Below are 13,348 nucleotides of genomic sequence, written 5' to 3' on the forward strand. Positions count from 1 at the left end.
GGCCGGACGGTCGGGCGGGGCATGCGTCCCGCCGCGTCGTCAGCGTGGCCGGACTCTGCTAGGCAGCCGGCACCGCCATGACGCTGCCGATTCCCTCCCTCCGGACCCTGCTCTTCCGCCTGCACTGGGCGCTCGGCCTCACCGCCGGCCTCGTCCTCGCCCTGATGGGCCTGACCGGGGCGCTGATGAGCTACGAGGAGGCGGTCACCGCCTTCGCCAACCGCGACCGGCTCGAGGTCGCGCCCGCCGGGCGGACGGCACTGCCCCCCGCGGCGCTGGCGGCGCGGATCGACGCGCAGGCGGGCGGCCGCGTCGCCAACGTGCTGACCCTGTCGGACGACCCGCGCGCGAGCGTCCACGTCCGCTTCGCCCGCGATCCCGAGACTCGCGCGCGGCCGCCCGCTGCCTACGCCGACCCCTACGACGGCGCTCTGCTCGGCCCGGTGCGGCTGGAGGGCGCCTTCACGACGGTGCGGGACCTGCACCGCTGGCTGCTGCTGCCCGGCGGGTCCAAGGGCTGGGGCCGCACCGTGACGGGCGCCTGCACCCTGGCGCTGCTGGCCTTCCTGGCGACCGGCCTCTACCTGCGCTGGCCCCGGATCCACCGCTGGCGGATCTGGCTGAAGCCGGCCCTGTCGCGGCCCGGCTGGCCGCGCTGGTGGTCGCTGCACGCCGTGGTCGGGACCTGGCTCCTGCCGGTCTACCTGGTCATCGCGCTGAGCGGCCTGACGTGGTCCTACCCGTGGTTCAAGGACGGCGCGACGCGGCTGCTCGTGGGCGCCCCCGACGCCGCGAAGCCGGCCGGCCGCAGGGCCGCCGGAAAACCGGCCGATCCCGCCGCCGACGGCGCGGCCGTCGACCGCGCCTGGGCGGATTTCCGCGCGCGGACCGGCGCGGAGGCCGGGACGGCGGTCCTGACCCTGCCGGGCGCCGACACGAAGGCGATCCGCATCCGCTGGCTGCCGAAGGGCGTCGACGCGCCGAGCGCCCGCAACGAGATCCGCTACGATCCCGCCACGGGCGCGCTGCTGGCCTCCGAGCGGGCCGCCGACGCGCCGCTGGGCCGGCGCCTCCTGGACAACGTCCTGGAGGTGCATCGCGGCCGCTTCTTCGGCGACCTCGTCGCGCTGCTGTTCTGCCTCGCGGCGCTGGCCATGCCGGGCTTCGCGGCGACCGGCCTGACGCTCTACGTCCTGCGTCGCCGCGCCGGCGCCCGGCGCAGGACCGTCGCGGCCGGGGCGCCGGGGGGCGCCGTCCGCACGGCGAGCCCCTGACGGCGGCCTCCGGCGGGGCGACTGCCCGGCCGCTCGGGCGATGCGGCCCGCCCGTCAGAGCCGTGCGGTGATCGTCGCCAGCACCGTGAACGGCGCCCCGGGGGTGTTGTTGGTCGCGTTGGTCGGCGCCTCGATGTAGCGCGCGTTCGTCAGGTTGCGCATGTTCACCGACAGGCGCCAGTGGGCGTCGAAATCGTAGTACACGAGCGCGTCGAGCCGGTTGTAGGCGCCCACGGTGAAGCTGTTGTCGAGGTCGCCGTAGCGTCGGCCGACATGGGTGACGCCGAAGCCGAGCCCGAGCCCGCGCAGCGGGCCGTCCTGGAACGCGTAGGTCGTCCACAGGCTGCCGCTGAACACCGGCACGCCGGTGAGCCGGTTGCCGACCGCGAAGGTCGTGTCCTTGGTGATCCGCGCGTCGATCAGGCCGACACTGCCGATGATGCTCCAGCCGGGCAGGATCTCGCCGGCCAGATCGGCCTCGACACCCCGCGACCGCTGCTGGCCGGTGATGACCGAGAAGGTCGGATTGCGCGGGTCGGTGGCCGCGACGTTGTCCCGGACGATCTGGAAGGCGGCCGCGCTCAGGGTCAGGCCGGGCGTGAGATCGACCCGGGTGCCGGCCTCGACCTGCTCGCCCGTGCTGGGCGGGGGGCTCGCCACGTTCAGCACGCTGGCGGTCTGCGGCAGGAACGACGTGGCGTAGCTCGCGTAGAAGGTCAGCGGCTCGAACGGCCGGTAGATCAGCCCGACCCGCGGCGAGGCGCCGAACAGGGTCTGCTCGGGCGGCTGGGTCCGGGAGGCCGGCTGGCGGTTGAAATAGTACTGGCTGCCGAGATCGAACCGGGCCCCGACGACGAGCTGCAGGCCCGGCGCCAGCACGATCTGGTCCTGGACGTAGAGCCCGAACACCTCCAGCTTCTGCTTCAGGTCGGCCTGGAACTGGAGCGGCTGGAAGGCCGCGCCGAACATCGGGTTGAGGAAGCTGACCGGGGCGAGGTTGCCCTGCTGGGAGAAGGCGTGGCGGAAGCCGTTCGAGTACTCGAACCCGAGGAGCGCCGTATGGGCGAAGCCGAAGGTGTCGAACTTCATCACGGCCTCGGTCTGGCTGTCGACCGCGGCGAAGCGCGAATTGACCGTGGCTTCGCGCCGGCTCAGCAGCGTGCCGGCATTGTTGACCGATAGGGCACGGGCGGCGAACACGTCGAACGTGCCCCATTGCCCGGCGATGACCTGCCGGAGCGTCAGGTTCTCGTTGACGTCGTGCTCAGCCCGCATGGTGATCGTGTTGAACGCGCCGAAGTAGCGCGAGGACGGCTCACCGTAGAACCGGCCGATGTTGTCGAGCGGGACGCGGCCGCGGAAGGCCACCAGCCCCTCGTCGTACTGGGTGTGCTGGTTGGTGAATTCCGAGTTCACGTAGACCCGGGTGTCGGCGCTCGGCGTCCAGCTGAAGGCCGGCGCCACGAAGACGCGCCGGTTCGTGTCGCCGCCGTAATTGCGGAAGGTCGGATCCTCCTGGGCGGCGAAGCTGAGACGCGCGGCGAGGCCCTCGACGGCGGGCAGCGCGCTCGACACGGAGCCCTGGAAGCGCCGGAAGCCGAAGCTGCCGCCCTGCACGCTCGCGTCGGCCGTGGGCTCGAAGGTGGGCCGGCGGGTCACGATGTTGATGACGCCGCCGGGATCGCCCCGGCCGAACAGCACCGAGGCCGGGCCCTTGATCACCTCGACGCGCTCGGCGTCCACGAGGTCCCGTGTGACCGGGTAGAAGTTGATGGCCGGATCGACCAGCACGCCGTCGACGGCGAAGACCTGCGTGGAGAAGCCGCGGATCAGGTAGTTCTGCGACCGGCCCTGCACCGTGCTGCCGAGAACCACGTTGCTGACGTTGGTCACGGCATCGGTGAGCCGCAGATCCTGCTGGTCAGTGATCACCGAGCGGGACACGACGTTGATCGATTGCGGCGAGTCGCGCACCGGCGTGTCGGTGCGCGTGGCGGTCGCCGAGCGCGTCGCCCGGTAGCCCACGACGGGACCGTCGGCCCGCTCGCTGGCCGGGCCCGTGCCCGCAACGCTGAGTTCGGAGAGAACGACCTCGTCGGCGGCCGGGTCGGATTGCGCGCGGATCTCCGTCGGCGCGAGCAGGAGGAGCGACGTCGCGAGTCCGGTGCTGCAGATATTCAGGCGCGACCGGCAGTATTTGATGCGATCGACGACGTCGATCCGGGCGGCGTGCATGATTTAAAATCGTTCTCAAGAGCGGCGTATCGACGCGGTGCGGTGTTTCTAGAGTGCAAACGCCGTCCTTTCTCAACGCCGATCCGGAAAGCCGCGGGTGACGCGCGCATCCTCTGCCCGGATGTGGCGCGGAAGGCACGCTTTGAGGGGCAATGCTTTGAAATCATTCAAAGATGCCAACTACAGAGTGTGTAATGCGTGGCCTTCGCAACCGGCTGAATCCCGGGCCGCGGGCCGACTCACGCCGTCGCGTCTGTCAGGTGACCGCGCGGGATCGCCCGGGAGAACGGCCGGCCGGCCCGCGCGAGGGGGGAAACGCGGACCGGCCGGCGTACCGCGCGCCGTGTCCGGCGCGCGATCGTCGATGGCGGCTCGACCAACGCGCCGCCGGTGCGGCCCGGCGCGCGGCGGCGGCGCCGGGATCAGCGGTCGGCGTGCCGGTCCGAGGGCGCCGGGGACGGCAGGCGACCGTCGAGCCCGGCGTCGAGGAGCGCGTGGAGCTGGGCGATCGCCGCGGCGACGTCGTAGTCGGGCAGCGCGGCCCGGCCGACGACGATCCCCTTCATCAGCGGCGCGAGCAGGGCGTAGAGCCCGGCCGGATCGCATCCCGGCGCGGTGGCGAGCGCCGCCAGGGTCGCCACGAACCAGTCGCGGCTCTCCGCCTCGGTCCGCGCCGTCATGGCGGCGATGTCCGGGTTGCGGGTCGATTCCGACCAGATCTCCACCCGCAGGGTTGCGGCCTCACGGGTGATCGACGCGAAGTAGCGGGCGATGATGCCCAGCAACGTCCCGCGCGGATCGCCGCTGCCCTCCATCTCGGCGACCAGGAGCGTGCCGCGCTCGCGCTCGCGCTCCACCAGCCCGAGGACCAGGGTCTCCTTGGATTCGAAGTAGCGGTAGAAGTTGCCCGGACTCATCGCGGCCTCGCGGGCGAGGTCCTGCATGGTGGTGCGATGGAAGCCGTTGCGCGCGAAACAGGCCTCGGCGGCGTCGAGGATGTGCGCGCGCCGGGCGGACGGGTCGCCGCGGGCCTCCGCCCTCCTGTCCGCCGCGCCGGTCACGATCCCGGCTGCGCCGTGACGGCGACCGGGGCGACGCGGCTCTGGTCCTTGCCCAGGCTGGCGACGGCGCAGGATTGCGGTCCCTGATGCAGGTCCGCGCAGATCCGGGCCTGCCAGCCGTCCGGGCCGGCGCCCGTCCAGTTGATCAGGGCCAGCCAGGCGAGGGCCAGGACGGCGCCGAAGGTCAGGTTGGCGGGGGTGCAGACGGCGCGGACGAGGGCGAGGGCGCCCGGGCCGCGGGCGCCGAAACGCTCGGCATCGAGATCGGACCAGCGGCCTTCGAGTGTGAGAGCCATCGCGCGCTCCTGTTTGCCCCACCCTTATAATGAACGTTCATTCTCATGTCAATGAACGTTCATTCTCATCGTGGGCGATGGGTTGCGACGGCAGCGCATCGCTGGGGCCGGGATATGCGAGGGCGGGGATCTACCGGGCGTGCCGGCGCGAGCGCGGCCGGGTCTCCGGCGGCGGTTCCGGTTTTCTCGGAACGACCGTCCGGATCCACGCGTGGGCGGGGAGCTCCTCCGGGGCTCGGATCCCTCGCGCCGCGACCCGGCCGCCCGGGATCGGCGCGCGGCTCCGGTCAGGGCGGGGCCGGGCCGCGACCCGCATTCCGCAACCCTGCCCGCGACCCTGCCGCCGCGGCCTCGCGGTCCCGGCGCGTCCGGAAGCGCCGTCCCGGACGCGCGCGGCCTTTCGTCAGCCGAGCGTGGCCGGCTTGAGGGCGCCGGTCCGCTCGTGGAAGTCCGGGCCATTGGTGGTCTGCGCCACGTGGCCGGCGCGGATCAGGTAGTCGCCGAAATGCTCGCCCGGCTGCCGGCCCTTCGCGTAGTCGGCGAAGAGCGGGTCGAGGGTGTCGCGGATCTCAGAGGCCGCCACGTCCTCCCGGTAGAGCTTGCTGAGCCGCGAGCCGTCGTGGGCGGCGCCCAGGTAGAGGTGGTAGCGCTCGGGGCCGCGGCCGACGAGGCCGATCTCCGAGATGAACGGCCGGGCGCAGCCGTTCGGGCAGCCGGTGGAGCGGATCGTGATCTCCTCCTCGGCGAGCCCGTGGGACGCGAGGCTCTCCTCCAGCTCGGTCATCAGGTCCGGCAGGTAGCGCTCGCTCTCGGCGAGCGCGAGGCCGCAGGTCGGCAGGGCCACGCAGGCGATCGAGCTGCGCCGCAGCGCGCTCGCGCCCCGGGTCAGGCCGTACTCGTCGACCAGCGCGTCGATCTCGGCGCGCTTCTCGGCCGGGACATTGGCGATGATGACGTTCTGGTTGCCGGTGAGGCGGAAATCACCCTGATGCACCTCGGCGATGCGGCGCAGGCCCGAGAGGAACTGCGCGCCGCCCGCGATGTCCTTGATCCGGCCCGAGGGCACGTAGAGGGTCAGGTGGTGGCGGCCGTCGTCGCCCTCGACCCAGCCGTAGCGGTCGCCGTTGCCCGTGAAGGTGAAGGGCTTGGGCGCGCCGAGCTTCTTGCCGGCGCGCTTCTCGACTTCGGCCCGGAAGGCGTCGAGGCCGTAGCGCTCGATCGTGTACTTGAGCCGGGCGTTCTTGCGGTTCTTGCGGTTGCCCCAGTCGCGCTGGACGGTCATCACCGCCTCGGCGACCTTCAGGGCGTCCTCGGGCTTCACGAAGCCCATCACGTCGGCGGTGCGCGGGAAGGTGTCGGGCTCGCCGTGGGTCATGCCCATGCCGCCGCCCACCGTGACGTTCCAGCCGGTGACCTGGTTCTTCTTGTCGAGGATCGCGATGAAGCCGAGGTCGTGGGCGAAGATGTCGACCTCGTTGGAGGGCGGCACCGCCACGACGGTCTTGAACTTCCGCGGCAGGTAGGTCCGGCCGTAGACCGGCTCGACCTCGGCCTCCTCCTCGCCGCCGACCACGCGCTCGCCGTCGAGCCAGATCTCCCGCCACGCGCTGGTCTTGGGCAGCAGCGAGTCGGAGATGTCCTTGGCGAGCTGGTAGGCGGCCTTGTGGGCGCCGGTCTGAGCGGGGTTCGTCGCCGCCATGACGTTGCGGTTGACGTCGCCGCAGGCCGCGATCGTGTCGAGCAGCGCGCCGTCGATGGCGGCCATCGTGCGCTTCAGGTTCGACTTGATCACGCCGTGGTACTGGAAGGTCTGGCGCGTGGTCGCGCGCAGCGCCCCGCCCGCGTAGGTCCGGGCGATGTCGTCGAGGATCAGCCACTGCTTCGGGGTGATGACGCCGCCGGCGATGCGCAGGCGGATCATGAAGCTGTAGGCCTTGTCGAGCTTCTTCTTGGTCCGCTCGGGGCGCAGGTCGCGGTCGTCCTGCAGGTACATCCCGTGGAACTTCACGAGCTGCCCGTCATCCTCCGAGATCGCCCCGGTGGCGTGTTTGAGGAGGCCGTCCGCCAGGGTGCCGCGGAGGTAGCCGCTGGCGATCTTGATGTGCTCGTTCGCCGCGAGCTTCTCCGCGCGCGCGGCCTCGGCGTCCGTGATCGGGCGCGCGGTCGGCGGGGTCTCGTAGACGCGCTTGGCCGGGGCGGTGGTCGGGGCCGGGGTCTCGGCGGCGTCGCAGGGGCTGTGGTCGTCCATGGGGTGAATCCGTCTGTCTGAGCGCGTCTCCCACCCCGGGCGTCAGGGGTGGGTGCCGAGCGGAGCGCGTGCCGGTTCACGGGAGGGGCAGGATCCGCGACGGTCCCCCTCTCCCGCGCGGGAGAGGGTCGGGGCGAGGGATGTACCCTCTCCGGAAAGACTTGGATCCCTCACCCTGCCCCTCTCCCGCACGGGAGAGGGGACCCGCGCCCCGTCCTGCTCCGCTGCAATCTCGATCCTGCGGCCTCGGAAGGCCTTTCCGTTAATACACGTCCTGCTGGTAGCGGTGGCTGCGCTCCAGAGCCGCGACCTGCGCCTCGGCGTCGGCGGCGCTGAGGCCCCTGGCCGTCTCGTAGGCCTTCACGACCGCCGCGCGCACGTCCTTGGCCATGTTCTTGGCGTCGCCGCAGACGTAGAGATGCGCGCCCCCGTCCAGCCAGGAGATCAACTCCTGCGCGTGCTGGGTGATCCGGTCCTGAACGTAGACCTTCTCCGGCTGGTCCCGCGAGAAGGCCACGTCGATCTTCGTGAGCGACCCGTCCTCCAGGGCGTCCTGCCACTCGAGCTGGTACAGGAAGTCGTGGGTGAAGTGCCGGTCGCCGAAGAACAGCCACGACCGCCCCGGGGCCTCCACGGCCCGGCGCTCCTGCACGAAGGCGCGGAACGGCGCGACGCCGGTGCCCGGCCCGACCATGATGATGTCGGTGGCCGGATCCTGCGGCAGGCGGAAGTGGCGGTTCGGCTTCAGCCGCACCCGTAGCTTGGCGCCGTCGCGGATCCGGTCGGCGACGTGGACCGAGGCGACGCCCGAGCGGGCGCGGCCGTGGGTCTCGTAGCGCACCGCCGCGATCGCGAGGTGGACCTCGTCGCCGACCTCCTTGCGGGAGGAGGCGATCGAGTAGGCCCGCGGCGGCAGCGGCCGGGTGATCGTATTCACGTGCTCGGCGGTGAGCTTCGCCGGGTAGGTCTCCAGCAGGTCGATCAGGTGGCGGCCCTCGATCCAGGCCTTGGCCTCGCCGCTGTCGACGAGTTTCTGCGCGTCCGCGTGGCCGGTCGCCTTCACGAACCGCTCGATCGTGGCGGCCGAGAGCGTGGTGATGTCCCGCTCGGCGAGCAGCGCCCGGCGCAGGGCCTCGTCGCCCGAGAGCCCGGCGGCGTTGAGGATCTCGTCCACCAGCTTCGGGTCGTTCTCGGGGAAGATCTCCAGCGAATCGCCGGGCTCGTAGGCCGGCGCGCCGTCCTCGAAAGCCAGCGCGAGGTGGATCGTCTCCTTGTCGGAGCGCGAGGAGTTGAGGTTCACGTGCTCGACGACCTCGACCACGACGGGCTCGCGGCTCGGCTCGGCGTCGTCGTCCTCGCCGGCGCGGGCGAAGTCCACCGCCACGACGTTGTCGGGCTGCTCGGCCGGGGCGAGCGCCTTCAGCGCGCCCTTGATCCAGTCGGCGGCCGGCTTCTCGAAGTCGAGATCGAGGTCGGCCCGCTCGGCGGCGCGCTTGGCGCCGAGCGCCTCGAAGCGCGCGTCGAGCGCCTTCCCGATGGCGCAGAACTCCGCGTAGGACGTGTCGCCGAGCGACAGGACCGCGAACTCGACGCCGTCGAGGCGCGGGGCGCCCTCCCCCATCAGCTCGCCGTAGGCCCGCACGGCCCGGGCCGGCGGCTCGCCCTCGCCCCAGGTGGCCGCGATGGCGATCAGCTTGCCGGCCTTGGGCAGGGTCGCGACGTCGAGGTCGGCGAAGTCCACCACCTTCGGCTTGAAGCCCTGCTTGCGCGCGAGCTTGGCGACGTTGCCGGCGAGCGCCTCGGAGTTCCCCGATTCGCTGGCGTAGATCACCGTCAGCGGCGCGGCGGCCTTGGGCGGGGCGGCCGGCACCGCGGCCGGCTGGCCGCCCGCGGCGTCGAGGCCCGCCAGGAAGCCGGCGAGCCAGGCGCGCTGCGTGGGGCTCGCGGTGCCGAGCACCGCGTCGAGGCTGGCGCGCTCGCCGTCCCCGAACGGGGCGGTGCGCGGGAGGAGATTCTGGCGGGACATCACGGGACCATGTCGGGGCCGGCGCGGCCGGTGTCAATCGAGAAACGTTCGTTTTGCAGAACGGACGGCGTATAGGACATCACGTTCGCTGCACTGCGAAAAAAGAGAATATTATTCTCCAACCACGGCGAGGACGGGGGCCGTCCCCGGCAGGTGCCGCCCGTTCTTCGGGGGCGCCGGCAGCGGCAGGGCCGTGGTGGATTTCACCTTCTCCATCGCGAAGCGGGAGGTGACGTTCTTGAGCGGCAGCACCGCGATGAGGTGCTTGTAGAAGCTGTCATAGGCCTGCATGTCGGCGACGACGACCCGCAGCATGTAGTCCACGTCGCCGGCCATCCGGTAGAACTCGAGCACCTCCGGCATGGCCGAGACGGTTGCGGCGAAGCGCTGCAGCCATTCCTGGGAATGGTCCGCGGTCTCGATGGAGACGAACACGGTCAGCCCGAGGCCGAGCTTCACCGGATCGAGCACCGCCACGCGCCGGTCGATGACCCCGTCGGCCTCCAGCTTCTGGATGCGCTTCCAGCACGGGGTCTGCGACAGGCCCACGCGCTCGCCGATCGCCGCGATGGAGAGCGTGGCGTCCGTCTGCAGCAGGGCGAGAATCTTCAGATCGATCGCGTCCAAAGCTGTCTCCGTGGGCTTCCGCCGCGCGCGGGGCGCGAGCGCATATACGTGTCTACCGGGACCGGTGAGAAGAATCTTTTACCTCGGGCCCATGCTGCCCGCGCCGGAAGCTGTGCGCAACCGCACGCCGAACCGCCGGTCCGACCCCGCCAAGCGCGCCGGGGCGCCTTGACTTCGTTCGGTATAGCGAACATTTCGACCGTTCGACAACAGGCACGGCGCTGGCCGTGGCCTTTCCACCACGCGAACCCCGGGACATGGCGCGATGACCCGTCCGGACCGACAGGCGGCCGACTCCCTCGCGGAGCGGCTGTCCGGGCTCGACCTTCCAGGCCGCCTCCACCTGATCGCCGCGGAGATCCCCGGCCGCCTCGTCTTCACGACGAGCCTCGGCGTCGAGGACCAGGCGCTCACCCACGCGCTGGCCATGGCGGGCCTCGCGAAGGGTCGCGTCGAGATCGTCACCCTCGATACCGGCCGCCTCTTCGCCGAGACCTACGACACGTGGACCGAGACCGAGTCGGCCTACGGCATCCGAATCACCGCCTACGCCCCCGAACGCGCGGCCGCCGAGGATTTCGTGCGGAGCGAGGGCATCAACGGCTTCCGGCGCTCGGTGGCGGCCCGTCAGGCCTGCTGCGGCTTCCGCAAGGTCGAGCCGCTCGGCCGCGCGCTCGCCGGCGCGAGCGGCTGGCTCACCGGGCTGCGGGCCGGCCAGTCGGCCAACCGCGCCGAGACGCCGCTCGCCGCCTTCGACGCGGAGCGCGGCCTGATCAAGCTGAACCCGCTGGCCGACTGGTCGCGGGAGCAGGTCGACCGCTTCGTGCGCGACAATTTCGTGCCCTACAACGTCCTGCACGATCGCGGCTTCCCGTCGATCGGCTGCGCCCCCTGCACCCGCGCCGTGAAGCTCGGCGAGCCCGAGCGGGCCGGCCGGTGGTGGTGGGAGCAGGAAGACAAGAAGGAGTGCGGCCTGCACGTCGGACGCCCCGGTGCGGCCGTGCAGCCGGGCCAAGAGCCCGCGATCCTCGAGCCCGCCGCCTTCGAGACCACCCCGAATCAGACAGCCCGCCAGCCGGAGTTCGCCCGATGAGCGCCGCCCTCGCCGCCGCCGTGCAGCCGAGCGCCCCCACGCCCGCACCGACCGCCGCCGACCGCCTCAGCCATCTCAAGCGGCTGGAGGCCGAGAGCATCCACATCTTCCGGGAGACGGTCGCCGAGACCGAGAACCCGGTGATGCTCTACTCGATCGGCAAGGATTCCTCGGTGCTGCTGCACCTCGCCCTCAAGGCCTTCGCGCCCGGGCGGCTGCCGTTCCCGCTGCTCCACGTCGACACGACGTGGAAGTTCCGCGAGATGATCGCCTTCCGCGACGCCCGCGCGAAGGAACTCGGCCTCGACCTCCTGGTCCACACCAACCCGGACGGGATCGCCCGCGGTGTCGGTCCGGTGAGCCACGGCTCCGAGGTCCACACCGACGTGATGAAGACGCAGGCGCTGCGGCAGGCGCTCGACAAGCACAAGTTCGACGCGGCCTTCGGCGGCGCGCGCCGCGACGAGGAGGCGAGCCGCGCCAAGGAGCGGATCATCTCCCTGCGCACCGCGCAGCACCGCTGGGACCCGAAGCGCCAGCGCGCCGAGCCCTGGCACCTCTACAATCTCAAGAAGAAGCGCGGCGAGTCCCTGCGGGTCTTCCCGCTGTCGAACTGGACCGAGCTCGACATCTGGCTCTACATCGAGCAGGAAAATATTCCGATCGTGCCGCTCTACTTCGCCAAGGAGCGGCCGGTGGTCGAGCGCGAGGGCCAGCTCATCATGGTCGACGACGAGCGCCTGCCGCTCGCGCCGGGCGAGACCCCGCAGCAGCGCCTCGTCCGCTTCCGCACCCTCGGCTGCTACCCGCTCACCGGCGCGGTGGAGAGCGACGCGGCCTCGCTCCCCGAGATCATCGGCGAGACGCTGGCGGCGCGCACCTCGGAGCGGCAGGGCCGGGTGATCGACAAGGACGGGGCCGGCGCCATGGAGCGCAAGAAGCAGGAGGGCTATTTCTGATGACGCTCCACCAGGCTCCCACGGCCTTCACCGACCGGGCCTCCGGCTACGCGGCGTTCCTCACCGCCCACCGCAACAAGGCGGTGCTGCGCTTCATCGCCTGCGGCTCGGTGGATGACGGCAAGTCGACCCTGATCGGGCGGCTCCTGCACGACACCAAGCAGATCTTCGACGACCAGATCTCGGCGCTCCAGCGCGACTCGCGCAAGCACGGGACGCAGGGGCAGGAGATGGACCTCGCGCTGCTCGTCGACGGCCTGCAGGCCGAGCGCGAGCAGGGCATCACCATCGACGTCGCCTACCGGTTCTTCTCCACCGACAAGCGCTCCTTCATCGTGGCCGACACCCCCGGCCACGAGCAGTACACCCGCAACATGGCCACCGGCGCCTCGACGGCCGACGTGGCGGTGATCCTGGTCGACGCCCGCCAGGGCCTGACCCGGCAGACGCGGCGCCACGCGCTGCTCGTGTCGAATCTCGGGATCCGCCGCGTCGTGCTGGCGGTGAACAAGATGGACCTCGCCGGCTGGGCGCAGGGCACCTTCGACGGCATCGTGTCGGGGTTCTCGGACTTCGCCCGCGGGCTGAATTTCTCCGAGGTCAAGGCGATCCCGCTCTCGGCCAAGAACGGCGACAACGTCGTGGACGCGGGCGTCGCGGCGCCCTGGTACACGGGCGGCACCCTGCTCCACTACCTCGAGACCGTGCCGGTCCGCGCGGAGGCGCTGAACGCGCCGTTCCGGATGGCGGTGCAGTGGGTCAACCGGCCCAATTCCGAGTTCCGCGGCTACAGCGGCCGGATCGCCAGCGGCCGGGTGCGGCCGGGCGATTCGGTGACGGTGCAGCCCTCCGGCCGGACCTCCACGGTGGCGCGGATCTACACCGCCGACGGCGACCTGCCCGAGGCCGGCGAGGACGAGTCGGTGACCCTGGTGCTGGCCGACCAGATCGACGCCTCCCGCGGGCAGGTGATCGTGGCCACCGACGCGCCGATGCGGGTCACCGAGACCCTCGACGCGCGCCTGTTCTGGGCGGCCGAGACCGATCTCAGCCCGGGCGCGAGCCTGCTCGCCAAGATCGGCACCGCCACGGTCACCGCGACCGTGGAGCGGATCGCCTCGCGGATCGATCCGGAGACCGGCCAGCCCGGCCCGGCCGAGCGCCTGTCGGCGAACGACATCGCCGACGTGAGCCTGCGCTTCGACCGGCCGGTGGCGGTGGACCCGTACGCGGAGAACCGCGAGACCGGCAGCCTGATCCTGATCGACCGTGAGACCACCGATACGGCAGCCCTCGGGCTCATCCTGGCGCCGAAGGCGGGGGCCGCGCAGGCAGCGACGCCCGGTGCGAAGCCTGCTGAAGGATCGGGCTTCCTGGCCCGTCTCGGGCGCCTGCTCGGGCGCTGAGGACGACCCGCGCACCCTGGCCGTCTCAGTTGATGGCTGCGACAGGGCCGTCCCTGCGAGCGGAGCGAAGCAATCCAGCCGGCGCGACGACACCTGCCGTCGCGCTGCCCTGGGTCACGTCGC

At 71.6% G+C, this 13,348-nt stretch carries 10 protein-coding genes; 4 read left to right on the forward strand and 6 right to left on the reverse strand.

The window, feature by feature from the left end; genetic code table 11:
• Window positions 1-77 precede the first annotated feature (77 nt).
• Window positions 78-1,274: a PepSY-associated TM helix domain-containing protein gene (locus tag ASG32_RS05530; RefSeq protein ID WP_056523358.1), complete on the forward strand. Its 1,197-nt coding sequence runs from the start codon at window positions 78-80 to the stop codon at window positions 1,272-1,274.
• Between the two features lie 54 nt (window positions 1,275-1,328).
• On the opposite strand, the gene ASG32_RS05535 is transcribed toward ASG32_RS05530, so the two are convergent.
• From ASG32_RS05535 to ASG32_RS05560, 6 genes are all read right to left on the reverse strand, one after another.
• Window positions 1,329-3,509, reverse strand: a complete 2,181-nt coding sequence (locus ASG32_RS05535) for a TonB-dependent siderophore receptor (RefSeq protein ID WP_056523360.1) — start codon at window positions 3,507-3,509, stop codon at window positions 1,329-1,331.
• Between the two features lie 422 nt (window positions 3,510-3,931).
• Window positions 3,932-4,570: a TetR/AcrR family transcriptional regulator gene (locus ASG32_RS05540; protein ID WP_056523362.1), complete on the reverse strand. Its 639-nt coding sequence runs from the start codon at window positions 4,568-4,570 to the stop codon at window positions 3,932-3,934.
• Window positions 4,567-4,866, reverse strand: coding sequence for a hypothetical protein (locus ASG32_RS05545; RefSeq protein ID WP_020093189.1), 300 nt, complete (start codon window positions 4,864-4,866; stop codon window positions 4,567-4,569). The genes ASG32_RS05540 and ASG32_RS05545 overlap by 4 nt, the downstream gene beginning before the upstream one ends.
• A gap of 403 nt (window positions 4,867-5,269) precedes the next feature.
• Window positions 5,270-7,114, reverse strand: a complete 1,845-nt coding sequence (locus ASG32_RS05550) for an NADPH-dependent assimilatory sulfite reductase hemoprotein subunit (RefSeq protein WP_056523364.1) — start codon at window positions 7,112-7,114, stop codon at window positions 5,270-5,272.
• 262 nt (window positions 7,115-7,376) lie between these two features.
• Entirely contained in the window at window positions 7,377-9,140 is a 1,764-nt protein-coding gene (locus ASG32_RS05555) for a flavodoxin domain-containing protein (RefSeq protein WP_056523366.1), read from the reverse strand.
• A gap of 111 nt (window positions 9,141-9,251) precedes the next feature.
• Window positions 9,252-9,767: an Lrp/AsnC family transcriptional regulator gene (locus ASG32_RS05560; RefSeq protein ID WP_010686224.1), complete on the reverse strand. Its 516-nt coding sequence runs from the start codon at window positions 9,765-9,767 to the stop codon at window positions 9,252-9,254.
• Between the two features lie 265 nt (window positions 9,768-10,032).
• Here ASG32_RS05560 and ASG32_RS05565 point away from each other — a divergent pair, with 265 nt between their 5' ends.
• Genes ASG32_RS05565 through cysN form a run of 3 tightly spaced genes read left to right on the forward strand, consistent with a single transcriptional unit; the run spans window position 10,033 to window position 13,225 of the window.
• A complete protein-coding gene (locus ASG32_RS05565; protein WP_020093186.1) occupies window positions 10,033-10,860 on the forward strand; it encodes a phosphoadenylyl-sulfate reductase in 828 nt (275 codons plus the stop codon).
• Window positions 10,857-11,819, forward strand: a complete 963-nt coding sequence (gene cysD / locus ASG32_RS05570) for a sulfate adenylyltransferase subunit CysD (protein WP_056523368.1) — start codon at window positions 10,857-10,859, stop codon at window positions 11,817-11,819. Before ASG32_RS05565 ends, cysD begins: the two co-directional genes overlap by 4 nt.
• Window positions 11,819-13,225 (forward strand): sulfate adenylyltransferase subunit CysN, encoded by a 1,407-nt coding sequence (gene cysN / locus ASG32_RS05575; protein ID WP_056523370.1) that lies wholly within the window; start codon window positions 11,819-11,821, stop codon window positions 13,223-13,225. Before cysD ends, cysN begins: the two co-directional genes overlap by 1 nt.
• The last annotated feature ends 123 nt before the right edge of the window (window positions 13,226-13,348 follow it).

It is taken from the genome of Methylobacterium sp. Leaf361 (assembly GCF_001424445.1).
Classification (GTDB): domain Bacteria; phylum Pseudomonadota; class Alphaproteobacteria; order Rhizobiales; family Beijerinckiaceae; genus Methylobacterium.